The following is a 26,006-nucleotide window of genomic DNA, read 5'->3' on the forward strand; positions in this document are numbered from 1 at the left end:
GCAGCCGAATTGCGGCTTACTTGGCGCCGGCGAGTGCCGCGGCCTGCTTGGCGATCGCGGACTTGCGGTTGGCGGCCTGGTTCTTGTGGATGACGCCCTTGCTGACGGCCTTGTCGAGCTGACGGGCAGCGACCCGCTGCAGGGCCACGGCCTGCTCCACGTCGCCCTGCTCGGCGGCCTCGCGGAACTTACGGACAGCCGTCTTCAGCGAGGACTTGACTGCCTTGTTGCGCAGACGAGCCTTCTCGTTCTGCTTGTTGCGCTTGATCTGGGACTTGATGTTCGCCACGAAGAAGCCTCGGTGAAAGTCTGAAGTGATGGACGGGGCGCGCGGGCTCGAGAGAGGGCGCGCCACACGCAGTTGCTCAGGTTACCAATAACTCAGGCGGCTGCTCAAATCAACGCCACCGCGTCATGTACTCGCGCCAGTCCTCTTCGGTGGCCGCGAAGTCGACGTAGAGGGCCAGCCCGAACCGCTCGCGGCGGCCGTGGTCCGACAGCGCCAGCCTGGCGCCCTCGGCGGCCATCGCGACGCTCTCCGCCTGGTCCAGCCAGGGTACGCCATGGTCGTGGTAGGCGGGGGCGCCGATGAACAGGGCCTTGGACTCCGGAACCAGGTCCAGGGCGAGCCGGGCCTGACGGGCCACGTAACCGCCGTAGAGGGACTGTGAGGGGGTGAACGAGTCGTACGTCATGATCGCCACCTGGTCGACGCGGTCCACGACCTGGCGGAAGTAGCCCTCGGACCAGTACTTGTCGTGGCCCAGGAGGGCCCTGGCGGTCAGGCGCATGCCCAGGTACGGCTCGATCTGCGGGACGGAGGTGGACAGCAGCTTCGTGTGCTGCCGCGTCCTGTCCAGGAGGTCGAGGAACTCGGTGTCGCCGTCGCCGATGGGCTCGAAGTTGTAGTGGATGCCGTCGTAGCCCTGCTTCATGATGGCGGCGACGCCGGCCAGGACGTTCTCGCGGGAGCGGGGGGCGTCGAGGTCGAGGCCGTTCTTGACGGCCTGGCCGAGCCAGGCGGAGACGCGGACGTCGGGCAGCTGCTTTCGCATCCATTGCACGAAATTTCCGGCGTTGGGGTATTTAGCGGGATTCAGGCGGCCGTCCCACTCGAAGGGGCCGGAGTGGACGTACACGTCCTTGATGCCTGTGGTACGCAGCCGTAACGCGAGCTTCTCGACGTCCTGCTCCGTACGGCGGCCGTCCACCCAGGCGTGGCCCAGCCACAAGGCGTCGTTGCCGGTGCTCTTCGCCCAGGCCGCCGGGGCACCGGTAAACTGGATCCGGAGCGCCGCGGCGAGGAGGCCGCCCAGCGCGACCACGATGGCCAAGGCAAGCGCGAGCAGGCGCAGGCCGCGGCGGATGACGGTTCGGGCAATCACCCGGGCATGTCACCATAGAAGACTGCTTGACCTCAACCCTGTCGAAACGGACTTCGGTGCGCACTCAGCCTGGCCAGACCGACCCCGCGTTGATCCGCAACTTCTGCATCATCGCGCACATCGACCATGGCAAGTCGACCCTTGCCGACCGGATGCTGCAGATCACCGGCGTGGTCGACGACCGCTCCATGCGTGCCCAGTACCTCGACAGGATGGACATCGAGCGCGAGCGCGGCATCACGATCAAGTCGCAGGCCGTGCGGCTGCCGTGGGCCGGCCACGTGCTCAACATGATCGACACCCCCGGGCACGTCGACTTCACCTACGAGGTGTCCCGGTCGCTGCAGGCGTGCGAGGGCGCGATCCTGCTGGTCGACGCGGCCCAGGGCATCGAGGCGCAGACGCTGGCCAACCTCTACCTGGCCATGAACGCCGACCTGAACATCATCCCCGTCCTCAACAAGATCGACCTGCCGGCGGCGCAGCCGGAGAAGTTCGCCGAGGAGCTGGCGGGGCTGATCGGCTGCGACCCGTCCGACGTGCTCAAGGTGTCGGGCAAGACCGGCGAGGGCGTGCGCGAGCTGCTCGACCACGTCGTGCAGACGATCCCGGCCCCCGTGGGCAACGCCGACGCCGCCGCCCGCGCGCTGATCTTCGACTCCGTCTACGACACCTACCGCGGTGTGGTCACCTACGTCCGAGTCGTGGACGGCCACCTCGGCAAGCGTGAGCGCATCCTCATGATGTCCACCAACGCCACCCACGAGACGCTGGAGATCGGCGTCATCTCGCCCGAGCCGAAGATCTCCGACCTGGGCCTCGGCGTCGGCGAGGTGGGCTACCTCATCACCGGCGTGAAGGACGTGCGCCAGTCGCGGGTGGGTGACACGGTCACCTCGGCGGCCAAGGGCGCCCAGGAGATGCTGGCCGGCTACGAGCACCCGAAGCCCATGGTGTTCTCGGGGCTCTACCCGATCGACGGCGACGAGTATCCGGAGCTGCGCGAGGCGCTCGACAAGCTGCAGCTCAACGACGCCGCGCTGGTCTACGAGCCGGAGACCTCGGCGGCGCTCGGGTTCGGGTTCCGCGTCGGCTTCCTCGGCCTGCTGCACATGGAGATCGTGCGGGAGCGGCTGGAACGCGAGTTCGGGCTGTCGCTGATCTCCACGGCGCCCAACGTGGTCTACCGCGTGATCATGGAGGACGGCAAGGAGCTGACCGTCACCAACCCGTCGGAGTTCCCCACCGGCGGCAAGATCGCGCAGGTCTTCGAGCCGGTGACGAAGTCCACGATCCTGGCGCCGGCCGAGTTCATCGGCGCGATCATGGAGATCTGCCAGGGGCGGCGCGGCCAGCTCCTCGGCATGGACTACCTGTCGGAGGACCGGGTCGAGATCCGCTACACGCTGCCGCTCGGCGAGATCATCTTCGACTTCTTCGACCAGCTCAAGTCCCGCACCCGCGGCTACGCCTCGCTCGACTACGAGCCGGCGGGCGAGCAGGAGGCCGAGCTGGTCAAGGTCGACATCCTGCTGCAGGGCGAGGCGGTCGACGCCTTCAGCGCCATCGTGCACAAGGACAAGGCCTACGGCTACGGCGTCGACATGGCCAAGAAGCTGCGCGAGCTGATCCCCAGGCAGCAGTTCGAGGTGCCGATCCAGGCCGCCATCGGCGCCAGGGTCATCGCCCGCGAGAACATCCGCGCCATCCGCAAGGACGTGCTGGCCAAGTGCTACGGCGGTGACATCTCCCGTAAGCGGAAGCTGCTGGAGAAGCAGAAGGAAGGCAAGAAGCGGATGAAGATGGTCGGCCGGGTCGAGGTGCCGCAGGAGGCCTTCGTCGCCGCGCTGTCCACGGACTCCAGCGCCGACAAGACCAAGAAGTAGCCGCTTTTCCGGGGCGGGGGCGCCTGAATACCCTGAAAGCATGGAAGTGGTGCGGACGGCGCGATTGGTCCTATCTCGGGTGATGCCCGACGATCTGGACGCCGTGCACGAGATCCATTCCGATCCGCGTACCAGCGTTTACCACCCCGGCGGCCCCGTCACCGACCTGGAGGCCAGCCGGGCCATGCTCGACCTGTGGCTGGCCGACTGGGACGAACGCGGGCTCGGCTACTGGGCCGCGCGCCTGCCGGGCCACCCGCGCGTCCTCGGCTTCGGCGGCCTGCGCCACGCGGTTGTGGACGAAGCCGAGGTGTTGAACCTGTACTACCGCTTCCGGCCGTCGGCGTGGGGCCACGGGTACGCGGTCGAGCTCGCCCGGGCGGCGCTGCGGGTGGGCAGGGGGCTGGGGACCGTGGTCGCCGTGATCAGGGATGTCAACCTGCCGTCGCACCGGGTGGCGGAGCGGGCCGGGATGCGCAAGGACCGGACGATCCCGTACGGCGGGCTGCCCAGCGACGTCTACGTCGCCTGACCGGGGGTGATGGCGCCGCTGAGGCTAGCCGGTCACCGCACCTTGCCGCCTGAACGGGACCGCCAGACGAACCCCGCCAGCACCACCACGCTCACCACTCCCTGCGCCATCAGGAAGGGGGCCAGGTCCGTCGGCTGGGAGACCAGCGCGACGGCGGTGGGGAGGCAGCCGAGCAGGGCCAGGTCCGGGCCGGTGGCCGCCCAGAACAGCGGGCCGGTCGGGATGGCGCCGCCCGGGGTGTCGATGACCGGCATGGAGTGATCGACGGGAGCGCGCCCGGCCATCCGCAGGGCTGCGGCGGCCAGCGCGGGCGCGGCCAGCGGCCCGAACAACCACCACGCCCCACCGAACCCGCCTGCCACGCCACCAGCGTCAGCGAGCCCGGCCATCGCGCCGCCGACGGCCAGGCCGGTGAAGGCCAGGGCCGTCCACGCGCCGGCCAGCAGTCCCGGCAGGACCGCGCGGGCCGCCAGCGCCTTCCGCCGGCTCACCCCGATGAGCCGGGCCAGGGCGGGGTTGTCGGCGTCCCTGCGCGCTCCTGACGTGCTGATGGACGCCACGGCCAGCGCACCCCCCAGCAAGGCCACGCCGAGGGCCGTCGGAGAACCTCCGGCCTGGGCCAGGACGGCGGGCAGCGCGGCCGTCGCCGTCACGCCCACCAGCCGCCCGCGCCGGCGGGCCAGCCGCCGCCAGTCCTGCCAGGCCAGCGCGAACGGCGCCGGCAGCGACGGCCAGCGCCGGGAGGGGAGCTTCCTGGCCCGCCAGTGGTTGTCCTCGGCGATCCAGGTGAGCGCGCCGGGGTCGAGGGACATGGCCGCGCCCGCCACGTGGCCGGCCCGGGTGGAGGAGGCCACGAGTGTGCGGGTGGGGATGCGTTCGAGCGAGACCCACGCCTGCCGTACGAGCAGGCCGGAGACGACGGCGGCGCCGGAGACGGCGGCCGCGAGAGCGGGCGGGGGAGCGCTCGCCGCGATGGCCAGCACCGTACGGAGCTGCCCGGTCACCGCGACCGCCGCCAGCACGAGCAGCATGGCCACCGCACCGGTCAGCCACAACCGCCACGACGTGGACGCCTGCCCCAGCACGGCCAGCGCCATCCCGCCCACCGCCGCGGCCACACCCACGACCAGCGCGCCCAGCACCCGCCACACGAGCTGGTCCGGCGCGCCCAGCACGGCGAGCAACCCCACCCCGAGCACCACCCCCGCCACCACCGCGACGCCGAGCAGCAGGCGCGCCGCACGGCCGAGCACGTGCCGCCGGTTCAGCGGGGAGAGCAGCAGCCAGGAGGCGTCGGCGCCGGGCAGCAGAACGGGCCCGGCGTTACGGGCCGCGGCCAGGAACCCGGCCAGGCCCAGCGCGAGCAGCGCCACCCCCGCCCCCATGCGCGCGGGCTCGCCGGGCACGGCCAGGCCGGCGAGCACGTCGGACAGGGGCTTGCCCGTCACGGCGATGAGCATGGCCAGGCAGAAGACGGAGACGTAACGGTCCATCACGCCGGCGGGGGTGCGCCCGCGCGACCGCAGGTACGCCCGCACCGTACGGACGCCGGCTCCCGACGACCCGGTCATGCGGCCACCCCTGAGGGGGCGACCTGGCGGCTGATCGTGGCCAGGCCCTGGTCGTGGGTGGCCATGACGACGGTGCCGCCCTCGTCGGCGTACTCGTGGAGCAGGTCCGCGAGGTCGGCGCGGAAGTCCTTGTCCAGGCCGCGTTCCGGCTCGTCCAGGAGGAGCAGCGTGCTCGGCCGCAGCAGGGTGGCGGCCAGGGAGAGGCGCTGGCGCTGGCCCGTGGACAGGTTCAGCGGCGGCGCGTCCGCCCGCTCCTGCAACGCGAACAGCTCCAGCGCCGCGTCCACCGTCATCCTGGCCTGGGCGTGTACGGCTCCCATCAGCTCCAGATGCTCGCGTGCCGTGAGGCCCGGATACCAGGCGGGCTCGTCGCCCAGCAGCGCCACACGGCCCCAGAACGCGGCGTCGTCGGCGGGGGGCTTCCCGAACACGCGTACCTCGCCGGAGGTGACGGGCTGCAGACCGGCCAGGCAGCGCAGCAGGGTGGACTTCCCCGAGCCGTTCGAGCCGACCACGGCCACGATCTCACCCGGCGCCACGGTCAGGTCCAGGTCGCGGAGCACCGGGTTGCCGCCCAGCTCCACGGTGAGGGTTTCAACACTGATGATCGAGTCGTACACCGTTCGAGCGTATCCACGGCCACCCGTGAACGCGTACCCGCCGAGCGCCGATCTCGGCCCGCAAGCCCGAGGACGCAAGGGATTCTGTCGGTGCCACCGTCTACCTTCTATACCCGAACACCTGTGCGACTGGAGGGTGACGTGATTGCTTCTGAGCGATTCGAGCGTGCCGCGGTGCTGGGGGTGGCTGTGGCTGAGGAGGCTCGGCGGTTGCTGAGGCGCCATTTGGCGGACGGCGAGGAGGGCACCGACGGCACGGTCCTGGTCGATGTGCCCTACCCCGACGCGGCTGTCGTGACGGCGCTGCTCGACGTGGCGGCCGAGTGCTTCGGCGAGCGCGGGAGCTCGGTGGAGGAGACCCGGCAGGCGGCGTTGGAGACGTTGTTACAGCTTGCGGGCTTCGACGAGGAGTCCCAGCTCAACCGGGGTGCGCCAGGCCGTGACGAAAGGCGTAGGTGACGGCCTGGGCCCGGTCCCGCAGGTGCGCCTTGGCGAAGAGGTTGTTGATGTGGGTCTTGACGGTCGCCTCGGTGATGTAGAGGCGGGCGGCGATCTCCGCGTTCGACAGGCCCTCGGCGATGAGGCGCAGCACCTCGGTCTCACGCGGCGTCAGGCCGTGGTGCGACCGGCTCCCCTCGTGGGGCGGCCGGTTCCTCTTGTCAGGTGACCGGCTCGCCTCGTCGGACGGCCGGTTCCCCTCGTCGGGTGACCGGCTCGCCTCGTCGGACGGCCGGCTCGCTGTGTCGGACGACCGGCCAGGGCTGTCCTGCGGTCGGTTCGTCCTGCTGGACGCCTGGCTGTCGCCGCCGGGCGACGGGCTCGTCCGGACGGGTGGTCGGCTGTGGCTGTCGGGCAGCCGGCGAAGCTCGGCGGGCGGCTGATCGCGCCCGCCGGCCCCGTGGTCCTGGACGGGCGGCGTGGCGGCCCAGCAGCCCCTGTCGGCCTCACGGTCCTGCGCGTGTGGCGTGGCGGCCCAGCGGCCCCTGTCGGCCTCACGGTCCTGCGCGTGTGGCGCGGTCGCCTGAGCGCTCCTGCGGGTCTCGCGGTTCTGGGCGTGCGGCGCGGCTGCCTGATCGCGTCCCGCCACGGGCGCGGGGGTGTTCCCGTCCGCCTCGGCGGTGCGCGATCCGGTGGTGCCCGCCTCGCTGCCGACGGTGCCGTTGTGACGTGGGTCGGCAGCAGGAGGGGGCGGTGAGGTGGATGCGGTGCCCGGTGTGGCAGAGGTGGCCGGTGCCGATGGGGTGGTGGTTGTGGCCGGGGGAGGGGGCATGGTGTCGAGGAGGCGGCGTTGCACCGTGGGGTCGAGCTGGGCGTCACCGCGCATCACCGTGGCCACGGCCGAGGCGATGTCGTCGGCGTCGGCGTCCTTGGTGAGGAAGCCGCGAGCGCCCGCGCGCAGTGCGGCGAAGACCGACTCGTCGTCCGAGTACGTGGTGAGCACGACGACCTGGGTGTCCGGGTACGCGGCGCGGATGCGGCCGGTGGCCTCCACTCCGCCCATGCGGGGCATGCGCAGGTCCATGAGCACCACGTCCGGCCGCTCGGCTTCGACCATGCGCAGCGCCGCCTCGCCGTCGCCCGCCGAGCCGACCACCTCGATCCCCGGCAGCAGGCCGAGCAGCAGCACCAGCCCCTCACGCACCACGGCCTGGTCATCCACCACGACCACCCTGGTCATCCGTGCGACCTCCTGCGCGTCGAGGGGACGTCGGCAAGGCTCATGCCGGAACCCTGAGATGGACGAGGAAACCGCCGTCATCCCGTTCCCCGGCGGTCAGCGTGCCACCGAGGAGCTCGGCGCGTTCCCGCATCCCCAGGAGGCCGTACCCGCCCCCAGGCGTGCCCTTGAGGTCGTGACGACCATCTCCGGACATGCCCTTGAGGCTGTGACGGCCCCCGGGCGGGCCGGATGCGCCCTGGCCGCCATGCAGGCTGTCGCCGTCCTCAAGCGTGCCCTTGAGGTCGTGACCGCCTTCAGGTGTGCCTTTCTGGGCGGAGGCGGGGTTCGTGATGCTCAGGTCGCAGCGGCCGGGGGTGAAGGTCAGCGTGACGTGGGCCGGGCTGCCGGGGGCGTGGCGGCGGACGTTCGTGAGGGCCTCCTGGGCGGTGCGCAGGAGGGCGAGCTCCGTTTCCGGGGCGAGGCGCTGCTCGGGGCCCGAGATGCGGAGCGTGCAGGGCTGGTGGGCGGCGGTCTCGAAGTCGGCGGCGAGCGTGCGCAGGGCCACCGGCAGGGCAGGCGGGTCCTCGCGGAGGGCCGAGACCGCGCGCCTGGCCTCCTCCAGGCCCGTCTTGGCCAGGTTGCGGGCGTGGGTGACGCGGTCGAGGGCCTCGGCTGTACGTTCCGCGCGCAGCAGCAGCTTGGCACCCTCCAGGTGGACGAGCTGGGCGGAGAGCGAGTGGGCGAGGATGTCGTGGATCTCCCTGGCGATCCTGGCTCTCTCCGCCAGCACGGCCTCCCTCGCCTCGGCGGCCCTGGCGGCCTTGCGTTGCTTCGCCGCGTACGTGATCAGGAAGATCAGGCAGACGCCGAGGACGAGGGGGAGGACGTCGGCCGGGCCGCCGGCGAGCTCACCCGCCACGACGAGCCCCGCGACGGCCAGGAGCCCGACGGCGATCGCCTGGCGCAACGGCAGGCGGCTCGCCGCCAGGCTGACGCAGACGAGCAGGACGCCGATCGTCACCCCGCTGTGCGTGATCGAGTTGAGCGCGATGGACAGGACCACCGCCAGGCCGAGGGAGATCAGCATGACGGGCTGCGGCATCCCGCTCAGCGACTCGATCCCCTTCCACCAGGCGTTCCGGCGGCGTGTGCGCGGGGCCGTCGCGCCGGCGGAACGTGGCCGCACGGCGGCGCCGCTCGAGTCCGGGCGTGCGGCGGTGGCGGCGCCGGCGTCTGGGCGCGGGGTGGCGCGGTCGATGGCGGGTGGGGAGCTCGTGGTTTCCGTACGGAGCGACGGCAGCAGGGGGACGAGCAGGGCGAGGGACAGCGCGAGGGTCAGGATGGTGACGGCCAGGGCGGTGCCGGTGAGCCCGGGTGCGGGGGTCGCCCGCACCTGGGCCACGATCAGCAGCACGACCACACCCAGCCGCAGGGCATGGGGAACGACTCTGGGCAGGTCACGCATCACCCCACGAAAGTATCCGGTTGCCGACCGGCGCCGGTAAGCGCACGGCCCCTGCGGGCGACGAGGTACGACTGGATGCCGATGGTGAGACCGAGGAACAGCAGGATGCTGCCGGCGGAGACGGTCAGGCCGGCGGCGGCGCCGGCGAAGTAGAGCCCGGCGCGGGTCGCCATCGAGGCCAGCCACGCCAGCAGGGTCCAGCCCGTGGCCTTCGACCAGGAGACGCCGGCGGAGTCGACCCAGACGCGTACGGTCCTCGCGCGCCAGACGCCGAGCGCCAAGGCGGCCACGGCCTCCACGGCGAGGAGGGTCACGCTGAGGGCGAGGTGTTCAGGGTCGAAGAGCCCGCCCGTGACGAGGCCGAGGACGACCATGGCGGCGGCCGCGTAGAGGGCCGAGGTCCCTTCGGCCGGGCGGGTGGGGAGCTGGCGGTAGAGGACGAACGCGACGGCGAGGAGGACGAGCAGGGAGATTTGCAGAGTTTCCACGAGGCTTGACCGTAGGGAGACGGCTGCCGGACTGGATCGGCCTGCGGGTTGAGGAGGCGGAATGTCCACCTATGTGTGGATTCTCCACCTGAGGGTCGAGTCCACCCTGGGGTGGAGGGTGGCGCAGGGCTTCTTCGAATATCGGTTCGCTTCTGTGAAGAATGTTCAGTTATCTTCCCATTTATGCGCATTCTCTCCGTGAACGTGGGCACAGCGTGCGACGCCGAGTGGGCGGGGAGCCTGAGACGTACGGCGATCGACAAGCATGCTGTCGGGCACCGGGTCGCCGTGCGGGACAACGGGCTGGACGGGGACGAGCGAGCCGACCAGAAGCACCACGGCTCACCGGATTCCGCCGTCTACTCCTACGCGAGGGAGGACTACGACTGGTGGGAGCGGGAGCTCGGGAGGGAACTGCGTGACGGCCGGTTCGGGGAGAACCTGACCACCTCGGGGATCGACGTCAACGGGGCTCTGGTCGGCGAGCGGTGGCGGGTGGGCAGCGCACTGCTGGAGGTGACCGGGCCGAGGACGCCGTGCGTGGTGTTCCGCAACTGGATGGACGAGCCCGGCTGGGTCAAGCGGTTCACGCAGGCGGGGCGGCCAGGGGCGTACCTGCGGGTGGTCGAGCTCGGTGAGCTGGGGGCGGGGGACGAGGTGGAGATCGTCTCGCGGCCCGGGGTGGGGGTGAGCGTGGCCGACTGGTTCCGGGCCCGTAACGGGGATCGGGACGCGCTGCGCCGCATCCTGGACGTGCCCGGACATGACGCCAAATGGGATGCGATGGCCGAGCGAGTCTTCGGCTGAGGTGAGGGCGGGCAGCCGCCAGAGTGGTGAGCGGGTTCGGGTCGGCGCCCGGGTTCCCCGGGCGAGGTGCGTGGCCGGGGTTCCCCGGGTGGGGTGGGTGGCCGGGGTTCCCCGGTGGGGTGCGTCCGGGGTTCACCGGGCGGGGTGGGTGGCCGGGCGGGTGGACGGGACGTGCCGCGCCCGGCCAGGTCGTCAGCGCAGGACCGAGTACAGCGCCGAGGTGAGTGAGGCCTTGGCGTCGTCCTGGTCGATGGACCACATCATCGAGCCGCCGAGCCCCTTGAGCCGGATGTAGGCCGCCTTCTGCACCAGCACCGCCGGATCGTCGTACGACCAGAACTCGTTCCCGTCGTACAGCCACATGGCCCCGGTGCGCAGGTCGCGATGGCGCTTGCCGGGCTTGGACGCCAGGTCCTTGTAGTCCTCGGTCCCCGGCGCCCACTTGCCGGGCGCGGGCCCCGTGGCCGGCTTGTAGAGGCCGTCCCCGCCGCCGGTCACGCCCGTCCAGCCCTGGCCGTACGCGGGCACGCCGACCACGAGCTTGCGGGCGGGCGCGCCGCGCGAGAGGTAGTCGCGCACGGTCTGGTCCACGCTGTAGCGGATCGGGTTCGGGTCGCGGCGGTCGGTGAAGAGGTTGCCGTTGTGCCCGGTCTGCGGCTCCCACGTGCCGTGCAGGTCGTAGCCCTGCACGGTGGCGAAGTCGAGCTGCCTGAAGACGTCGGGTACCTCGAACCCGGCGTCGATCTTGGCGGCGGCGGCCGGGAGGAAGGCGGTGAGCTGCGCCGAGGAGGAGTAGGCGCGCAGCTGCGCGCGCAGCTCGCGCACGAACAGCGTGAAGTTCCGCTTGTCCTCGGGCCGGATGACGTTGCCCTCGGCCCCGGCCGAGCCCGGCCACTCCCAGTCCAGGTCGATCCCGTCGAACACGCCCGCGCCCGCGCCCGGCTCGAGCCCGGGCAGGTTGCCGCGCAGCCACAGGTCGATGCACGACCCGGCGAGCGCGGCGCGGGACTCGGGGGTGAGGACGGCGTCGGAGAAGTGCTTGGAGCCGGTCCAGCCGCCCAGCGAGATCATCACCTTGAGGCCGGGGTGCTTGGCCTTGAGCTTGCGGAGCTGGTTGAGGTTGCCGTTGAGCGCCTGCCCCGGCGCGTCCGCGACCCCGTCCACGCTCTGCTCCGCCGGCACCGGCCGCTGCCAGTCGGCCCACGGGTCGGACGAGTAGCAGGCGCCTTCGGCGTCGACGAAGCCGAACGCGTAGTTGAGGTGGGTGAGCTTGGCCGCGGCACCCGTGACGTCGACGTCCTTGACGTGGTAGTCGCGGCCGTAGACGCCCCACTGGATGAAGTACGCGACCCGCTTGAAGCCGGTGCGGGCCTCGGCGGGCACGGCGAACGCCGTGAGGCCGAGTAAGAGCGACAGTGCGATCAGGATCTTCTTCTTCACGAGCGGCTCCCGGGTCGCGCGCTTTTATAGGAAACTTTCCTATAAATTAGACGCGATCGTAGAGCGGCTGCCCGCCCCCGTCAACGATCCGCGCGATCTCCTCTGGGCTCGACAGCACCCCCCACGCGTACGGGGGATCGGAGAACAGCGACAGCACCAGATCGGCGAGGTCCTGCCTGCCGGCGGCCGCCACGAGCAGCTTCACGACGTGCTCGGGCGGCGGCCGCAGGAACGCGTTCGTCCAGTCGGTGACCGGCTTGCCGGCCTCCCACATGCGCTCCGCCGTGGCCCTGGCGAAGGCGGCGTCGTACGGGCCGCCCGCCGCGATGGCCTCGGCCGCGATCCACGCGCACCTGGAGCCCAGGTTCGCGCCCTGGCCGGTGATCGGGTCGTTGACGATCCAGGCGTCGCCGATGGCCAGCGCGACGCGCCCGCTCGGCAGCTCGGCCACCGGCCGGCGTACCGTGGGCGTGACCGCGCCCCGCAGCAGGTCGTCCGGACCGAGCAGCTCGAACGCCGCCGGATCCACCCCCTCGGCCAGGCGCGGCGCGTGCTCGCGCAGCAGTCCGAGCAGCGTGGCGGCGACCTCGTCCCCGGGCACGCGGGTGATCGGCTCCAGCGGGCCTCCGGGGATCGCCTCGACGAGGACGGCCGAGACGACGCCCTCGCGGGTCAGCATCGGTGCTCGCAGGATCTCGCCCGCCCCGCCGGAGATGTTGTACGAGAACACGGACTCGAGGTCGAGCCCCCGATACAGCCCGGCGGCCAGGAGCCGCTGCGGCCTGTCGTACGGGGAGAGCGCGGCGTCGCGCGGGAACAGCTCGGTCACCGAGCGCCTGCCCGCCGCCACCACCATCAGCTCGTGCCGCTCCGACCAGCGATCCACCAGCGCCGCGTCCGGAGCGGAGCCGGACACGACGAGCTCGCCGCCGCGCCCGGCGTAGTCGTCCATGAACGCGGGCAGCAGCAGCCGCAGGTCCACCGCGTGGAACGGCTCGGCGGTGCCGGCCGTGAACTCCAGCGGCGGCTCCCCCTTGATCGACAGCATGGCCCTGTTCATGAGGCAGGCGGGGTCCCGGTAGTGCTCGCTGCCCAGCTCCCGCTCCCGTGCCCGCGTGTGCCCCATGCGGACCACCGTGGCCGGCAACCGCCCCTTGCGCAGGGTGTCGGCGTCACTCTCGCAGTAGAGCGTCGTCTCGACGCCGAGCTGCTGCAGCCGCAGAGCGAGGGTGAGCCCCGAGATCCCCGCCCCGACGATGCCGATGCCCGTGCCCGTGCCGGTGCCTGCCATGATGGTCCCCTTTCGTGACTGGTAGAGCTGCAGCGCAACGCGCCGGGCCTGTAGCCGGATCGGAGCACTCCCGGGAGCCGGGCAAACTGGAGGCGTGCCATCCACCCTGCCTGACGGCGATCCCGCGCCCACCTCGGGCGAGCTGCCCGACAGCGCCCTGCGCGGCCTCGGCGAGCGCCCGTTCGGCTTCTACGTGCACGTGCCGTTCTGCGTGACGCGCTGCGGCTACTGCGACTTCAACACCTACACCGCCGCCGAGCTGGGGCCCGGCGCCTCCCACCGCGACTACGCCGACACGGTGGTGGAGGAGATCCGCCTCGCGCGCCGCGTCCTGGGCGAGGCCGACCTGCCGGTGGAGACGGTGTTCTTCGGGGGTGGCACGCCCACGCTGCTGCCGCCGGAAGACCTGGCCAGGATCCTGGCCGCGATCGGCTCCGAGTTCGGGCTGCGGCCGGGGGCCGAGGTCACCACGGAGGCCAACCCCGAGTCCGTCGACCCCTCCTACCTGGAGAAACTGCGTCACGGCGGCTTCAACAGGGTCAGCTTCGGCATGCAGAGCGCACGCGAGCACGTGCTGCGGGTGCTCGACCGCCGGCACACGCCCGGCCGGGCCGCGGCGGCCGTGCGCGAGGCCAGGCAGGCCGGGTTCGACCACGTCAACCTCGACCTGATCTACAGCACGCCGGGCGAGACCGACGACGACTGGCGGGCCTCCCTGTCCGCGGCGATCGAGGCGGGGCCGGACCACGTGTCGGCGTACTCGCTGATCGTCGAGGAGGGCACCAGGCTGGCGGCCCGCATCCGGCGCGGCGAGCTGCCCATGCCCGACGACGACGTGGCCGCCGACCGCTACCTGATCGCCGACGAGCTGCTGGCGGAGGCCGGGTTCCGCTGGTACGAGGTGTCCAACTGGGCCCACTCCGACGAGGCCCGCTGCCGGCACAACCTGCTCTACTGGACCGGCGGCGACTGGTGGGCGGCCGGCCCCGGCGCCCACAGCCACGTCGGCGGCACCCGCTGGTGGAACGTCAAGCATCCCGCCGCCTACGCCCAGCGGCTGGCCGCCGGCGCCTCGCCCGCCCACGCCCGCGAGGTGCTCGCCCAGGACGACCGCGACGCCGAGCGGCTGATGCTGGAGCTCCGGCTCGACTCCGGCTACCCGCTGGCCGACGTGGCGCCGGCCGCGCGCACCACCGTGGCGAGCGCGCTGGCCCGCGGGCTGCTGGAGCCGGAGGCGTTCAAGCGGGGGCGGCTGGTGCTGACCCTGCGGGGGCGGCTGCTGGCGGACGCACTCGTCCGGGATCTCCTGGTCTAGGTGATCATCCGGATGGAGAACGGGTAGCGGTAGCGCTCGCCCTTGTTGGTGGCCATCGCCGCCTGGATGTGGAAGATCAGCGACAGGATCCAGATGACCGGCAGCAGCGCGATGCCGATGAACACGATCGTCAGGATGCCCGAGATGAGGTAGCCGATGAACATCGTGATCTGGAAGTTGAGCGCTTCCGCCGCCTGGTCCCTGACGTACGGGGACTCGTCCTTCTTCATCAGGTAGATGATCAGCGGGCCGATCCACGAGACCAGCAGGCCCAGGAGATGGGACAGCATGGCCATCTGGGTGTCGTCGGTTCCGGGGCGGGGGCCGAACCTGCCCGGAATGTACGGCTCGCCCCGGCCAGGGGCGTAGCCGTAGCCGGGTGGTTGGTTCGGCGGCGGGGCATAACCCCCAGGCGGCGCGTAACCACCAGGAGGGGCGTAACCCCCAGGAGCGGCGTAACCCCCAGGAGGGGGATAGCCGCCAGGAGGGGGATAGCCGCCGGGCGGCGGGTAGCCACCGGGCGGGCCGGAGTCCGGGGCGGAGCCGGGCTGCTGCCCGTACGGGGCCTGCCGGCCGAAGTCCGGCGCCGAGCCGGGCTGCTGCCCGTAGGGAGCCTGCGGCCCGGAGAAGGGGCCCTGCGGCCCTGAGGAAGGGCCCTGCGGGCCGGAGGAGGGACCCTGCGGCCCGTAACCCGGCTGCGAGGCGGGCTGCTGTTCGTAACCCGGCTGTCGGGGAGCGGGCTGCCCGCCGTGGCCCGGCTGTGAGGCGGGCTGCCGGCCGGGAGCCGGGTACTGGGGGCCGGAGCCCTGGGCCGGCGGAAGGTCCGCAGGGGTGACCTTGCGCGTGGCGTCGTCGTCGGGCGGCGGCTGGGGCGGGTCCTGGCTCATGGTGCCTCCGTAACGAAGTCGATCAGTTCCTCGACCCGGCCGAGCAGCTCCGGCTCCAGGTCCGTGTACGTCGAGACGGCGCCGAGAATCCGCCGCCACGCCTGCGCCGGCTCCATCCGCCAGCCGAGCGCGGCGATGACGCCTTCCTTCCACGGCACTCCACGCGGCACCTCGGGCCAGGCGGGGATGCGCAGCACGGACGGCTTGACCGCCTGCCAGATGTCGATGTACGGATGCCCCACCACGAGCACGTCCGGCGAGGTGATCTCGGCGGCGATCCTGCTCTCCTTGGAGCCGGGCACCAGGTGGTCGACCAGCACGCCCAGCCGGCGCCCCGGCTCGGGGCCGAACTCCGCCACGATGGCCGGCAGGTCGTCCACGCCCTCCAGGTACTCGACCACGACCCCCTCGACCCGCAGGTCATGGCCCCAGATCTTCTCCACGAGGGCGGCGTCGTGCACGCCCTCCACGTAGATCCGGCTCTGCCTGGCGACCCTGGCGCGCAGCCCCTCCACGGCGATCGAGCCCGACGCGCTGCGCCTGGCCCCGGCCGCGGGGGCCGCCGCCGGTCGGACCAGGGTCACGGGCTTGCCCTCCAGCAGGAAGGCGGCCGGCGCGAGCGGGAACAGGCGGCGCTTGCCGAACCGGTCCTCCAGCGTGACGGCCTCCTTGTCGCAGGCCACCACGGCGCCGCAGAAGCCGCTGTCGGCGTCCTCGACGACGAGGTCCAGCTCGGCGGGCACTTTCGGGATCTTCCCCTTGCCCGGCCGCCGCCAATTTCCCGCCAGCACATCGCCCTCGTACACACGGGGACCGTAGCAAATCACCCGCTGACCGCAAGGCGCTTGCGGGCACCGCTGCGCCGGACCAGGACGGTGATGGTGCCGCCGATCGCGACGAGCAGCCCGGCTCCCGGGATCAGGAACAGGGCGGCGAGCCCGCCGGTGATGCCGCCCGCGGCGGAGAAGGCGTCGCGGCCCACGCCGTACCGGACGGGGGCCTGCTCCTGGTTGGTGCAGGTGAGCTGGTAGTCGCCCTTGGTCGGCGCGTTGATCACGAGGAACTGCTCCCAGACGGCGCCCCCCGCCGTGACCTTCTGGGAGCCCGGGGTCCTGGCGAGCCTGGCCTGCCCGGGGCCGCCGGTGATGGAGCAGTCGTAGCTGACCGGGGTGTCGCTGGCGATGTACACGCCGGGCTTGCGGGCCGGGTCGATCGGCACCGTGACGCTTTCCCCGGACGCGAACGTCCTGGTCGGGGCCAGATCCGACACGCTGCTGACGACGCCGCCGGTGAACATGAGCGCCCCGGCCACCCCGCACGCCAGGAACACGCCCCAGACAGCCGCGAGCCACCACAAGCTGGGCTTTATGGCTTTGGAGTCGATTCGTGGCGGAAATTGGGCTTGTTGGCCGTATTGTCCGTACTGAGGTGGCGGGCCGAACTGGGTGGCCTCACCGTACTGCGGCGGGACCGGCCCGGGCTGCGGCTGTCCGGACGGCGGTTGCCAGTACGGAGGTGGCGGCGCCTGGCCGGAACCCGGCTGTGACCCCGGCTGCGACCCCGGCTGCGATCCCGGCTGCGGGCCGTACTGGTCAGGACGCTGTGGCTGACCGTGGTAAGGACCCTGCCCAGGCGGGGGGCCGTACGACGGGGGCCGGGAATCGTCGGTCATAGGGGCAAGTGTGAGGCCTGTCGCTTCCAAGAAGCTAGAAGCAGGATGTGGGACGCGGTGTTATCGCACCTTGTGGGCGAGAGCCGTACACTTGGCACTCGGGAACACAGAGTGCTAGACCTCGCGTTCCTGATATGGACAGAGGCAGGAGGTGAGCACGTGCTCGACGATCGGAAACTGGCGGTGCTCCGCGCCATTGTCGAAGACTACGTGTCCACCAACGAACCGGTGGGCTCCAAGGCGCTTGCCGAGCGCCACAACCTGAAGGTCTCCCCGGCGACGGTCAGGAACGACATGGCCGCGCTGGAGGAGGAGGGCTACATCACCCAGCCGCACACCAGCGCGGGCCGCGTGCCGACGGACAAGGGCTACCGCCTGTTCGTCGACCGGCTCTCCCAGGTCAAGCCGCTCTCGGGAGCCGAGCGCAGGGCGATCGAGACCTTCCTGGCCGGCGCGGTCGACCTCGACGACGTGGTGACCCGCACGGTCCGGCTGCTCGCGCAGCTGACCAGGCAGGTGGCGGTCGTGCAGTATCCGACGCTGAACCGTTCGACCGTCCGGCACGTCGAGCTGGTCCCGCTGAACGACCGGCGGGTCATGTTCGTGCTGATCACCAACACCGGTCGCGTCGAGCAGCGCGTGGTCGAGCTGCCCGAGGCGATCGACGACACGCGGATCGCGCACCTGCGCGCCGTGCTCAACGCCTGCCTCGACGGCTGCGGCCTGAGCAGCGTGCCCGAGCTGGTCGCCGACCTGCCCGAGCGGCTGGCTCCGGAAGACCGGCCCGCCGCGGCGACGATCCTGTCGGTGCTGCTGGAGACGCTGGTCGAGCGGCACGACGAGAAGATCGTGTTCGCCGGCGCGGCCAACCTCGCCGGCGCCGACTTCACCACCGGCCTGCGTGATGTGCTGGAGGCGCTGGAGGAGCAGGTGGTGCTCATGCGGCTGCTCGGCGAGACGACCAACGACACCCCGTCCGCGCTCACCGTGCGCATCGGCTCGGAAAACCCGTACCTGCGGGGGACATCCATCGTCGCGACCGGATACGGTTCTGGCGACAACCAACTGGCCCGGCTCGGTGTGCTGGGGCCCACCAGGATGGACTATCCCGTGACGATGGGCGCCGTACGCGCGGTGGCACGCTACGTCAGCCAGATCCTGGCTGCATCATAAGAGGTCGATAAGTGGCAAACAGCGACTACTACGCCACCCTCGGGGTGCGCCGTGACGCAAGTCAGGATGAGATCAAGAAGGCCTACCGCCGACTCGCCCGCGAGCTGCACCCCGACGTGAACCCCGATCCTGAGACCCAGGAGCGGTTCAAGGAGATCACGCAGGCCTACGAGGTGCTGTCGGACCCGAACAAGCGCCAGATGTACGACCTGGGTGGCGACCCGTTCGGTGGCGCGGGAGCGGCGGCGGGCGCCGGCGGCTTCGGCGCGGGCTTCCCGTTCAGCGACATCATGGACGCCTTCTTCGGCACCGCGGCCGGCGCCAGGGGGCCGCGCTCGCGTGCCCGCAGGGGCCGCAACGCCACCATCCGGGTGGAGCTCGACCTGCGCGAGACCGCGTTCGGCACCACCCGAGAGCTGGTCGTCGACACGGCCGTGCTGTGCGAGGTGTGCCACGGGGCCGGCGCCGCACCGGGCACCCACCCCGACACCTGCGACATGTGCAACGGGCGCGGCGAGATCTCCCAGGTCACCCGCTCGTTCCTGGGCCAGGTCATGACCTCGCGCCCGTGCCCGCAGTGCGGGGGCTTCGGCACGATCATCCGCCACCCCTGCCAGGAGTGCTCCGGCGACGGCCGCGTACGCACCCGCCGCACGATCAAGGTCCGCATCCCGGCGGGCGTCGAGGACGGCACCCACATCCAGCTCGCCGGCGAGGGTGAGGTCGGCCCCGGCGGTGGCCCGCCCGGAGACCTGTTCCTGGAGATCGTCGAGCGCAACCACGAGATCTTCGAGCGGCGCGGTGACGACCTCCACTGCACCGTCCAGATCCCGATGACGGCCGCCGCGCTCGGCACCATCCTCACGGTCGAGACGCTCGACGGCGCCGAAGAGGTGGACGTCCGTCCCGGCACGCAGTCCGGGCAGGTCATCACCATGTACGGCCGCGGCGTGCAGCGGCTCAACGAGTCCGGCAGGGGCGACCTGCTGATCCACGTCAACGTCGAGACCCCGTCCCGCCTCGACACCGCGCAGGAGGAGCTGCTGCGCGAGCTGGCCAAGCAGCGGGGCGAGGAGCGGCCGCCGGGCAAGTTCGCGCCGGGGCAGCAGGGCTTCTTCTCCCGGCTGCGCGACGCCTTCAACGGCCGGTGACGGTCCCGGTCTTCCTCGCTCAGGGTCTCGACGGCCCTGAGCTGACCCTCGGCGGGCCCGAGGGGCGGCACGCGGCCTCCGTGCGCCGCCTGCGGCCCGGCGAGCGGGTCGACCTGACCGACGGCGCCGGCGCGGTGGCCGAGTGCGTCGTGCGCGAGACGTTGAAGGACGCGCTCCGCCTCGACGTGCTGCGCCGCTACGACGTCGAGACGCCCAGCCCCAGGCTCGTCGTCGTCCAGGGCCTGCCCAAGGGCGACAGGGGCGAGCTGGCGGTCGAGATGATGACCGAGGCCGGCGTGGACGTCATCGTCCCGTGGGCCGCCGCGCGCAGCATCACGCAGTGGAAGGGCGACAAGATCGCCAAGGCGCTGGGCCGCTGGCGCTCCACCGCTCGCGAGGCGGGCAAGCAGGCCCGCCGCTTCCACCTGCCCGAGGTGGCCGACCTGGCCTCCACCAGGCAGGTCGAACGGCTCCTGTCGGAGGCCGCGCTGGGGCTGGTGCTGCACGAGGAGGCGGCCGAGCCGCTGTCCGGCGTGCCGCTGCCCGCGGGTGGCGACATCGTGGTGGTCGTGGGGCCGGAGGGCGGTGTCTCCGAGGAGGAGCTGGCCGGGTTCCGCGCCGCCAAGGCGACGTCGGTGCTGCTGGGGCCGACGATCCTGCGGACGTCCACGGCCGGGGTCGCCGCGGCGGCGGTGCTGCTCAGCCGTACGGGACGCTGGTAGGAGCCCGGCTAGGGCGTGGTCTGGGAGCTGTCCAGCAGGGGGCTGGCCAGCTCGGTGGGCGTCTCGGTCACCTCGTCGGGCGGCGGGCACTCCTCAGGCGGGCACGCCGAGGGCTGCCCCGTCGGCGGCTCCTCGGCGGTCGGCGCGGGCGAGGGCGAGACCTCGGGGCAGTCGGCGGGCGGCTCGGCCTGCTCGGCGAGCGGCGAGGGGCAGTCGGCCGGCGTCGGGCTGGGGGAGGGTGACGGCCTGCTGGTCGAGCCGGCCTTCCGCGTGGGCTTGGGTGAGGGTGGTGCCGACGATTCCGGGACCACCACGACGGGCTGCGACTGCTGGGGAGCCGGCTCCTTCGCCGGCGGCTGCTGGGAGCGCGTGGTGGAGGAGTTGGACGGGGCTTCGGAAGAAGTCGAGACGTTAAGGGGGGTGACGGTCTGCTCGATGATCTGGGAGCGCAGGTTGGGAACCGCCATCACGATCGCGCCGGCCAGCAGGACCGCGCCGACGCCGGCCGCACCCGCGCGCCACCAGAACAGGTTACGTACACCGCGCCGCGAGATGCGGGCACGGATGATCTCCAGTCCTTCCGGCGAGGGCACGACCGCGTCCGCCTCCGCGCGGAGCGCACGGCGCAGGAGGTCGCCGTACTCGTCGGGGGGCTGGGTCATGACATCTTCTCCAGGACCGATCGCAGGGCGGCCATGCCACGTGCGGTGTGGCTCTTGACCGCGCCCTTGCTGATCCCCATGGCGTGGGCGATCTCAGCTTCGGACAAGTCACCGTAGTAGCGTAGAACGAGTGCTTCTCTCTGTCGGGTCGGCAGGGCACGTAACGCCTCGATCACGGCGGAGCGTTCCAGCTCGCCGATCGCGCCGTTCTCGGCGCTCGGGGCGTCAGGCAAGCCCTTGGGGGCGTACTTCTCGACGACCGCGCGGTGACGCAGCACGGACCGGGACCTGTTGACGACAGATTGACGCAGGTAGGCAAGTGCCTTGTCGGGGTCGCGCAGCCTGCGCCAGGCACCATGGATGGCGACGAACGCATCCTGCACGACTTCCTCGGCTGTCGCAATGTCGCGCACCAGCAACACAGCCAGACGCACCAATGACCGAAAGTGCGCGCTGTACAGCGCGGTCACGGCCATGTCGGCATCCCACCCGACCGGCACCCCGCCCATCGACCTGTCGGCCAGAAGGGTTTCGGTGGTCACATCAGTGGGACGCGCGGCCTTCCCAGAGGGTTTACGCTCTTCCGGTTCTTGAGGTTTCCCCGGTTCGTTAGGGTGCATTACCCAGTCGTGTCCTCGCCAGGTGGCGCTCGCCCGACCCTGAATCGTCTTTTCTGCTGAAGTGTCGCACACTCACCCTAACCGGGTGGATCTTCCTACGCACGACACAGCTGATTACCGATTCGCAACGGACGTGCTGACGGCAGGGGCTCGGTAGGGTGATCGGGTGAGCGATTGTCTCTTCTGCCAAATCGTCGCCAAGGAGATTCCCGCCGAGATCGTTTATGAAACCGGCCGGACCCTGGCGTTCCGCGACATCAACCCGCAGGCGCCCACCCACGTGCTCGTCATTCCCAAGGGGCACCACGCCGACGCCGCGGCCCTCGCCCGGGCCGACGACGGCCTCGCCGACGAGGTGCTCAAGTCCGCCCACGAGGTGGCCGTCATGGAAGGCGTGGCCGAAGGCGGTTACCGGATCGTGTTCAACACCGGGGCCGGCGCCGGGCAGACCGTCTTCCACGTGCACGCCCACGTTCTCGGCGGGCGCGACCTGACCTGGCCGCCGGGCTAGAACAGGGGGACGAGGGACGCGGGTGATATTGGCGAGAGCAATCGGCCTGCTCCCGGATACGATGGGCGGAGAAGAACTCCGAAAGAGACCGGGAGGCATCAGGCCGCTGGCCTGCCCATGTCCGAACTACACGAATCCCGACGCACGGCACCTCCCTCGCGGACTCAAGCGAAGGTGCTGATACCGGACGAGTACCCGATGGTCAGCCTCCTGGGCTCTCGCGACGAGCTGTTGCGTGTCATCGAGAGCGCCTTCAGGGCCGACATCCACGTGCGCGGCAACGAGATCACCGTCACCGGCAGCCCCGACGAGAGCGGCACCGTCGTGCGGCTCTTCGAAGAGCTCGTCGAGGTCCTGCGCAGCGGCGGCGAGCTCACCCCCGACGCGGTCGAGCGCAGCATCGCCATGCTCCGCATGACCTCCGACCGCCCCGCCGAGGTGCTGTCGCTCGACATCCTCTCCTCGCGGGGCCGGACGATCCGGCCGAAGACCGTCAACCAGAAGCGTTACGTCGACGCGATCGACAAGCACACGGTCGTGTTCGGCATCGGCCCGGCGGGCACCGGCAAGACGTACCTCGCGATGGCCAAGGCCGTGCGCGCGCTGCAGGAGAAGCGGGTCAACCGGATCATCCTGACCCGCCCGGCGGTCGAGGCGGGCGAGCGCCTCGGCTTCCTGCCCGGCACGCTCTACGAGAAGATCGACCCCTACCTGCGGCCGCTCTACGACGCGCTGCACGACATGGTCGACCCCGACTCGATCCCCAAGCTCATGGCGGCGGGCACGATCGAGGTCGCGCCACTGGCGTACATGCGTGGCAGGGCGCAACCGGTGGGTACCGGGGTGCTGACACCCGAAGGATGGCGTTCCATCGGGGAGCTCGAGGTCGGTGACCTGGTCATCGGGTCGAACGGTGAGCCGACACCTGTGCTCGGCGTGTATCCGCAGGGTGAGAAGAAGATCTATCGCCTCTACAGCCAGGATGGTTCTTCGGTGCTCGCCTCCGAGGATCATCTCTGGACTGTCCGCACCCGTGATGACGCCAATCGGGGCAAGCCGTGGCGGGTGCTGGAGACGAAGGAGATGATCGGCGACCTGCGGACGGCTCATCACCGCAAGTGGGAGCTGCCGATGCTCAGCGCACCGGTCTGCTTCCCCGAGCGGAGCGTGCCCATGGACGCGTACGCACTCGGGCTCCTTCTTGGTGATGGGTGTGTCACCGGAAGCATGACCCCGAGTTTCGCCACCGACGACCCCGAGCTCGCCGAGGCGCTCGAAGACGCTCTTCCGGGCATGCAAGTGCGCTGGAAGAGCGGGCCCGACCACGTGCTCAACAGGCCGAGACAGCCCGGTGACAGCATGACGATCGCCAACCCGGTCACCGAGGTCATGCGGGAGCTGGGGCTGGCAGGCTGTGGCTCGTCCACGAAGTTCGTCCCCGAGGTCTATCTCCGCAACACCTCCGACATCAGGCTCGCGGTGCTCCAGGGGTTGCTCGACTCCGATGGCGGTCCCGTTGTCCAGGAGGGGCGTACCTGCCGGGTCCAGCTCTCCACCGTCTCGGCCCGACTTCGGGATGATCTCGTCTTCCTCGTCCAGTCTCTCGGGGGCGTCGTCCACTGGCGTACCCGGCCGGCAAGCGACCGCAAGCCGGGCCTGGCGAGAGGGCGGCGGGTCCATCACCGCCACGGCTCGTACGTCCTCGACATCCGGCTTCCCGAAGGCATCGAGCCCTTCCGGTTGTCGCGCAAGGCCGAGGTCTACAAGACGTACGGCGGCGGTCGCCCCATGCGCTTCGTGGACCGCATCGAGCCGCGTGGCACGGCGGAGTGCGTGTGCATCCAGGTGGCGGCCGAGGACTCGCTCTACGTCACCGAGGACTTCCTGCTCACCCACAACACGCTGAACGACGCCTTCATCATCCTCGACGAGGCCCAGAACTCCTCGGCCGAGCAGATGAAGATGTTCCTGACCAGGCTCGGCTTCAACTCCAAGATCGTGGTGACCGGTGACGTCACGCAGGTCGACCTGCCGTCCGGCACGGTGAGCGGGCTGAGGGTGGTGCAGGAGATCCTCGACGGCATCCCCGACATCCACTTCTCCCGGCTGACCAGCTCCGACGTCGTGCGTCACAAGCTGGTCAGCGAGATCGTCGACGCCTACGGCCGCTACGACGCCACGCGTCAGGCCGGTCAGGAGCCGAAGGCCATTCAGCAGCGGGGGAAGCGGCGGCCATGAGCATCGAGATCAACAACGAGTCCGGCGTGGGGGTCGACGAGGAGAGCATCGTCGCCCTGGCCGCTCACGTGCTCGGCGAGATGGGCATCAACCCGCTCGCCGAGCTGTCCATCGTGGTGGTCGACGAGGACGCCATGGCGGAGTTGCACGAGAAGTGGATGGGCGAGCCGGGCCCGACCGACGTGCTGGCGTTCCCGATGGACGAGCTGCGTCCCGGCGGCGGCGCGCGCGGCGAGTCCGAGGGGCCCGCCGATCCGGCGCTGCTCGGTGACGTCGTGCTCTGCCCGCAGGTCGCGGCCAGGCAGGCGGAGGAGGCCGGCCACAGCACGGCCGACGAGCTCGAGCTGCTGTGCACGCACGGCATCCTCCACCTGCTCGGTTACGATCATGCCGAGCCGGAGGAGCACAAGGAGATGTTCGGCTTGCAGTCCCGGCTCCTCGAGTCGTGGCAGGAGGTGCGCAACCCGCGGTGAACGCCTGGTTGCTGTCGGCCATCGTCCTTGTCGTCATCGGTGGCCTGATCGCCAGTGCGGAAACGGCACTGACGCGCATCTCCCGGGTGCGTGCGGAGGAGTACGCGCGCGAGGGGCGGCGCGGGTCGGCGCGGCTGCAGGCGATCGTGACCGATCCGCCGCGCTACCTGAACCTGCTCCTGCTGCTGCGGCTGAGCTGCGAGCTGGTCGCCACGGTGATCGCCACGCTGCTGTTCATCGATCTCATGCACGACCAGGGCTGGGCCTACGTGTGGGCGGCGGTCGTGATGATCGTGATCAGTTACGTGGTGGTCGGGGTCATGCCGCGTACGCTGGGCCGCCAGCACGCCGAGCCGGTGGCCCTGGCCAGCGCCCCCATCGTGTACGGCCTGACGCGCATCTTCGGCCCCCTGCCCAAGCTGCTCATCCTGCTCGGCAACGCGCTCACGCCGGGCAAGGGTTTCCGCGACGGCCCGTTCACCTCCGAGGCCGAGCTGCGTGACCTGGTGGACCTGGCCGAGGAGCGCCGGGTGATCGAGCCGGACGAGCGCGAGATGATCCACTCGGTGTTCGAGCTGGGTGACACGCTGGTGCGCGAGGTCATGGTGCCGCGTACCGACATGGTCCACATCGAGCGTGGCAAGACGATCAGCCAGGCGCTGTCGCTCGCGCTGCGCAGCGGTTTCTCCCGCATCCCGGTCGTGGGGGAGAACGAGGACGACGTCATCGGCATCGCCTACCTCAAGGACATCGCCCGCAAGATCCACGAGTCGGGCGAGGGCGGGGGCAAGGAGACGGTCGAGTCGATCATGCGGACGGCCGCGTACGTGCCGGAGAGCAAGCCCATCGACCAGCTCATGCGGGAGATGCAGGCCCGCCAGATCCACATGGCCATCGTCATCGACGAGTACGGCGGCACCGCCGGCCTGGTCACGATCGAGGACGTGCTGGAGGAGATCGTCGGCGAGATCACCGACGAGTACGACCAGGAGGCGCCCCGCGTGGAGCCGGTGCCCGACGGCGGGCTGCGGGTGACGGCCCGCATGCCGGTGGACGAGCTGGGCGAGCTGTTCGACACCGAGATCGAGGTGGACGACGTCGAGACCGTGGGCGGGTTGCTGGCCCACGCGCTCGGGCGGGTGCCGATCGCCGGGTCGCAGGCGGAGGTGGCCGGGCTGTCGCTGACGGCGGAGACTCTGGCGGGGCGGCGCAACCGCATCAGCACGGTGGTGGTGCGGCGGGTCACGCCTCCCGAGGACGAGGTGGTCCCGGCCGCCGCGGAACGCGACTGATTCCCCCTCGGGGACGAGTCCGGTCGGAAGTCGCAAGCGTTCTACAAGTCTTCTGCAAGCCCCGTCCGGCACTCTCTAACCACGACATCCAGTGCGGTGGGTGTCACAAGGGGAGGCGTCCGAAGGCCGGGTGGGGTTCGCGGCC

The 26,006-nt window shown here is 71.0% G+C and carries 25 protein-coding genes and 3 pseudogenes; 14 read left to right on the forward strand and 14 right to left on the reverse strand.

Going from position 1 to position 26,006, the window contains the following annotated elements; all coding sequences use genetic code 11:
• Nucleotides 1–16 precede the first annotated feature (16 nt).
• Entirely contained in the window at nt 17–289 is a 273-nt protein-coding gene (gene rpsT / locus AB0I79_RS11680; RefSeq protein ID WP_225272675.1) for a 30S ribosomal protein S20, read from the reverse strand.
• A 109-nt stretch (nt 290–398) separates the two neighbouring features.
• Nucleotides 399–1,385, reverse strand: coding sequence for a hypothetical protein (locus AB0I79_RS11685; protein WP_357870524.1), 987 nt, complete (start codon nt 1,383–1,385; stop codon nt 399–401).
• 56 nt (nt 1,386–1,441) lie between these two features.
• Between AB0I79_RS11685 and lepA the strand changes: the two genes are divergently transcribed.
• On the forward strand, nt 1,442–3,271 hold the full coding sequence (lepA, locus tag AB0I79_RS11690; RefSeq protein WP_357870527.1) for a translation elongation factor 4: 1,830 nt from the start codon (nt 1,442–1,444) through the stop codon (nt 3,269–3,271).
• A gap of 40 nt (nt 3,272–3,311) precedes the next feature.
• Nucleotides 3,312–3,803, forward strand: a complete 492-nt coding sequence (locus tag AB0I79_RS11695; protein ID WP_357870530.1) for a GNAT family N-acetyltransferase — start codon at nt 3,312–3,314, stop codon at nt 3,801–3,803.
• 32 nt (nt 3,804–3,835) lie between these two features.
• On the opposite strand, the gene AB0I79_RS11700 is transcribed toward AB0I79_RS11695, so the two are convergent.
• Nucleotides 3,836–5,374, reverse strand: a complete 1,539-nt coding sequence (locus AB0I79_RS11700) for a DUF6297 family protein (protein ID WP_357870533.1) — start codon at nt 5,372–5,374, stop codon at nt 3,836–3,838.
• A complete protein-coding gene (gene ccmA / locus AB0I79_RS11705; protein ID WP_357870535.1) occupies nt 5,371–5,994 on the reverse strand; it encodes a heme ABC exporter ATP-binding protein CcmA in 624 nt (207 codons plus the stop codon). Before ccmA ends, AB0I79_RS11700 begins: the two co-directional genes overlap by 4 nt.
• A gap of 210 nt (nt 5,995–6,204) precedes the next feature.
• On the opposite strand from ccmA, the gene AB0I79_RS11710 reads away from it, so the two are divergent.
• On the forward strand, nt 6,205–6,453 hold the full coding sequence (locus AB0I79_RS11710) for a hypothetical protein (protein WP_357870537.1): 249 nt from the start codon (nt 6,205–6,207) through the stop codon (nt 6,451–6,453).
• Here the strand turns inward: AB0I79_RS11710 and AB0I79_RS11715 are convergent.
• From AB0I79_RS11715 to AB0I79_RS11725, 3 genes are read right to left on the reverse strand one after another with little or no spacing between them, the layout of a single operon-like run.
• A complete protein-coding gene (locus AB0I79_RS11715) occupies nt 6,413–7,672 on the reverse strand; it encodes a response regulator (protein WP_357870539.1) in 1,260 nt (419 codons plus the stop codon). The two genes, AB0I79_RS11710 and AB0I79_RS11715, sit on opposite strands and share 41 nt — an antisense overlap.
• A gap of 40 nt (nt 7,673–7,712) precedes the next feature.
• Nucleotides 7,713–9,119, reverse strand: coding sequence for a histidine kinase (locus tag AB0I79_RS11720; RefSeq protein ID WP_357870542.1), 1,407 nt, complete (start codon nt 9,117–9,119; stop codon nt 7,713–7,715).
• Entirely contained in the window at nt 9,119–9,607 is a 489-nt protein-coding gene (locus AB0I79_RS11725) for a hypothetical protein (protein WP_357870544.1), read from the reverse strand. Before AB0I79_RS11725 ends, AB0I79_RS11720 begins: the two co-directional genes overlap by 1 nt.
• Nucleotides 9,608–9,790: 183 nt before the next feature.
• On the opposite strand from AB0I79_RS11725, the gene AB0I79_RS11730 reads away from it, so the two are divergent.
• Nucleotides 9,791–10,414, forward strand: coding sequence for an MOSC domain-containing protein (locus AB0I79_RS11730; protein WP_357870547.1), 624 nt, complete (start codon nt 9,791–9,793; stop codon nt 10,412–10,414).
• Between the two features lie 192 nt (nt 10,415–10,606).
• Here AB0I79_RS11730 and AB0I79_RS11735 read toward each other — a convergent pair whose 3' ends face one another.
• Nucleotides 10,607–11,854 (reverse strand): glycoside hydrolase family 18 protein, encoded by a 1,248-nt coding sequence (locus AB0I79_RS11735; protein ID WP_357870550.1) that lies wholly within the window; start codon nt 11,852–11,854, stop codon nt 10,607–10,609.
• A 46-nt stretch (nt 11,855–11,900) separates the two neighbouring features.
• Nucleotides 11,901–13,145: a styrene monooxygenase/indole monooxygenase family protein gene (locus AB0I79_RS11740; RefSeq protein ID WP_357870553.1), complete on the reverse strand. Its 1,245-nt coding sequence runs from the start codon at nt 13,143–13,145 to the stop codon at nt 11,901–11,903.
• A 94-nt stretch (nt 13,146–13,239) separates the two neighbouring features.
• Between AB0I79_RS11740 and hemW the strand changes: the two genes are divergently transcribed.
• Entirely contained in the window at nt 13,240–14,460 is a 1,221-nt protein-coding gene (gene hemW, locus AB0I79_RS11745) for a radical SAM family heme chaperone HemW (RefSeq protein ID WP_357870555.1), read from the forward strand.
• Here the strand turns inward: hemW and AB0I79_RS11750 are convergent.
• From AB0I79_RS11750 to AB0I79_RS11760, 3 genes are read right to left on the reverse strand one after another with little or no spacing between them, the layout of a single operon-like run.
• Complete coding sequence (locus tag AB0I79_RS11750) at nt 14,457–15,347, reverse strand: DUF4870 domain-containing protein (protein WP_357870558.1); 891 nt, start codon at nt 15,345–15,347, stop codon at nt 14,457–14,459. The genes hemW and AB0I79_RS11750 overlap by 4 nt on opposite strands.
• Entirely contained in the window at nt 15,344–16,153 is an 810-nt protein-coding gene (locus AB0I79_RS11755; protein WP_357870560.1) for a DUF3097 domain-containing protein, read from the reverse strand. Before AB0I79_RS11755 ends, AB0I79_RS11750 begins: the two co-directional genes overlap by 4 nt.
• A gap of 17 nt (nt 16,154–16,170) precedes the next feature.
• Complete coding sequence (locus AB0I79_RS11760; protein ID WP_357870563.1) at nt 16,171–16,704, reverse strand: hypothetical protein; 534 nt, start codon at nt 16,702–16,704, stop codon at nt 16,171–16,173.
• A gap of 474 nt (nt 16,705–17,178) precedes the next feature.
• Between AB0I79_RS11760 and hrcA the strand changes: the two genes are divergently transcribed.
• The 3 genes from hrcA to AB0I79_RS11775 are packed head-to-tail and all read left to right on the forward strand — an operon-like array spanning nt 17,179 to nt 20,065.
• Nucleotides 17,179–18,192, forward strand: a complete 1,014-nt coding sequence (gene hrcA / locus AB0I79_RS11765) for a heat-inducible transcriptional repressor HrcA (RefSeq protein WP_357870566.1) — start codon at nt 17,179–17,181, stop codon at nt 18,190–18,192.
• Between the two features lie 11 nt (nt 18,193–18,203).
• On the forward strand, nt 18,204–19,343 hold the full coding sequence (gene dnaJ, locus AB0I79_RS11770) for a molecular chaperone DnaJ (protein ID WP_357870569.1): 1,140 nt from the start codon (nt 18,204–18,206) through the stop codon (nt 19,341–19,343).
• Nucleotides 19,340–20,065 carry a 16S rRNA (uracil(1498)-N(3))-methyltransferase gene (locus AB0I79_RS11775; RefSeq protein ID WP_357870571.1) on the forward strand — a complete coding sequence of 242 codons (726 nt, stop codon included), beginning with the start codon at nt 19,340–19,342 and terminating at the stop codon, nt 20,063–20,065. The genes dnaJ and AB0I79_RS11775 overlap by 4 nt, the downstream gene beginning before the upstream one ends.
• A gap of 8 nt (nt 20,066–20,073) precedes the next feature.
• Here the strand turns inward: AB0I79_RS11775 and AB0I79_RS11780 are convergent, their stop codons facing one another.
• Together AB0I79_RS11780 and AB0I79_RS11785 are read right to left on the reverse strand one after the other, a co-directional pair.
• On the reverse strand, nt 20,074–20,727 hold the full coding sequence (locus tag AB0I79_RS11780; protein WP_357870574.1) for a hypothetical protein: 654 nt from the start codon (nt 20,725–20,727) through the stop codon (nt 20,074–20,076).
• Nucleotides 20,724–21,236 carry a SigE family RNA polymerase sigma factor gene (locus AB0I79_RS11785; protein ID WP_185112522.1) on the reverse strand — a complete coding sequence of 171 codons (513 nt, stop codon included), beginning with the start codon at nt 21,234–21,236 and terminating at the stop codon, nt 20,724–20,726. Before AB0I79_RS11785 ends, AB0I79_RS11780 begins: the two co-directional genes overlap by 4 nt.
• 277 nt (nt 21,237–21,513) lie before the next feature.
• On the opposite strand from AB0I79_RS11785, the gene AB0I79_RS11790 reads away from it, so the two are divergent.
• From AB0I79_RS11790 to AB0I79_RS11815, 6 genes and pseudogenes are all read left to right on the forward strand, one after another.
• Nucleotides 21,514–21,858, forward strand: coding sequence for a histidine triad nucleotide-binding protein (locus AB0I79_RS11790; protein WP_357870576.1), 345 nt, complete (start codon nt 21,514–21,516; stop codon nt 21,856–21,858).
• 117 nt (nt 21,859–21,975) lie between these two features.
• Nucleotides 21,976–22,680: pseudogene (locus tag AB0I79_RS11795) on the forward strand (PhoH family protein); the annotation flags it as partial.
• A 567-nt stretch (nt 22,681–23,247) separates the two neighbouring features.
• Nucleotides 23,248–23,496, forward strand: a pseudogene (locus tag AB0I79_RS11800) (LAGLIDADG family homing endonuclease); the annotation flags it as partial.
• A 261-nt stretch (nt 23,497–23,757) separates the two neighbouring features.
• Nucleotides 23,758–24,096, forward strand: a pseudogene (locus AB0I79_RS11805) (PhoH family protein); the annotation flags it as partial.
• On the forward strand, nt 24,093–24,569 hold the full coding sequence (ybeY, locus tag AB0I79_RS11810) for an rRNA maturation RNase YbeY (protein ID WP_080041940.1): 477 nt from the start codon (nt 24,093–24,095) through the stop codon (nt 24,567–24,569). The pseudogene AB0I79_RS11805 and the gene ybeY, both read left to right, overlap by 4 nt.
• The gene (locus AB0I79_RS11815; RefSeq protein WP_357870580.1) at nt 24,566–25,861 is read left to right on the forward strand and encodes a hemolysin family protein; all 1,296 of its coding nucleotides are present in this window, start codon (nt 24,566–24,568) and stop codon (nt 25,859–25,861) included. The genes ybeY and AB0I79_RS11815 overlap by 4 nt, the downstream gene beginning before the upstream one ends.
• Nucleotides 25,862–26,006 lie beyond the last annotated feature (145 nt).

The organism is Nonomuraea sp. NPDC050202 (assembly GCF_040656115.1).
In the GTDB taxonomy this organism is placed as follows: domain Bacteria; phylum Actinomycetota; class Actinomycetes; order Streptosporangiales; family Streptosporangiaceae; genus Nonomuraea.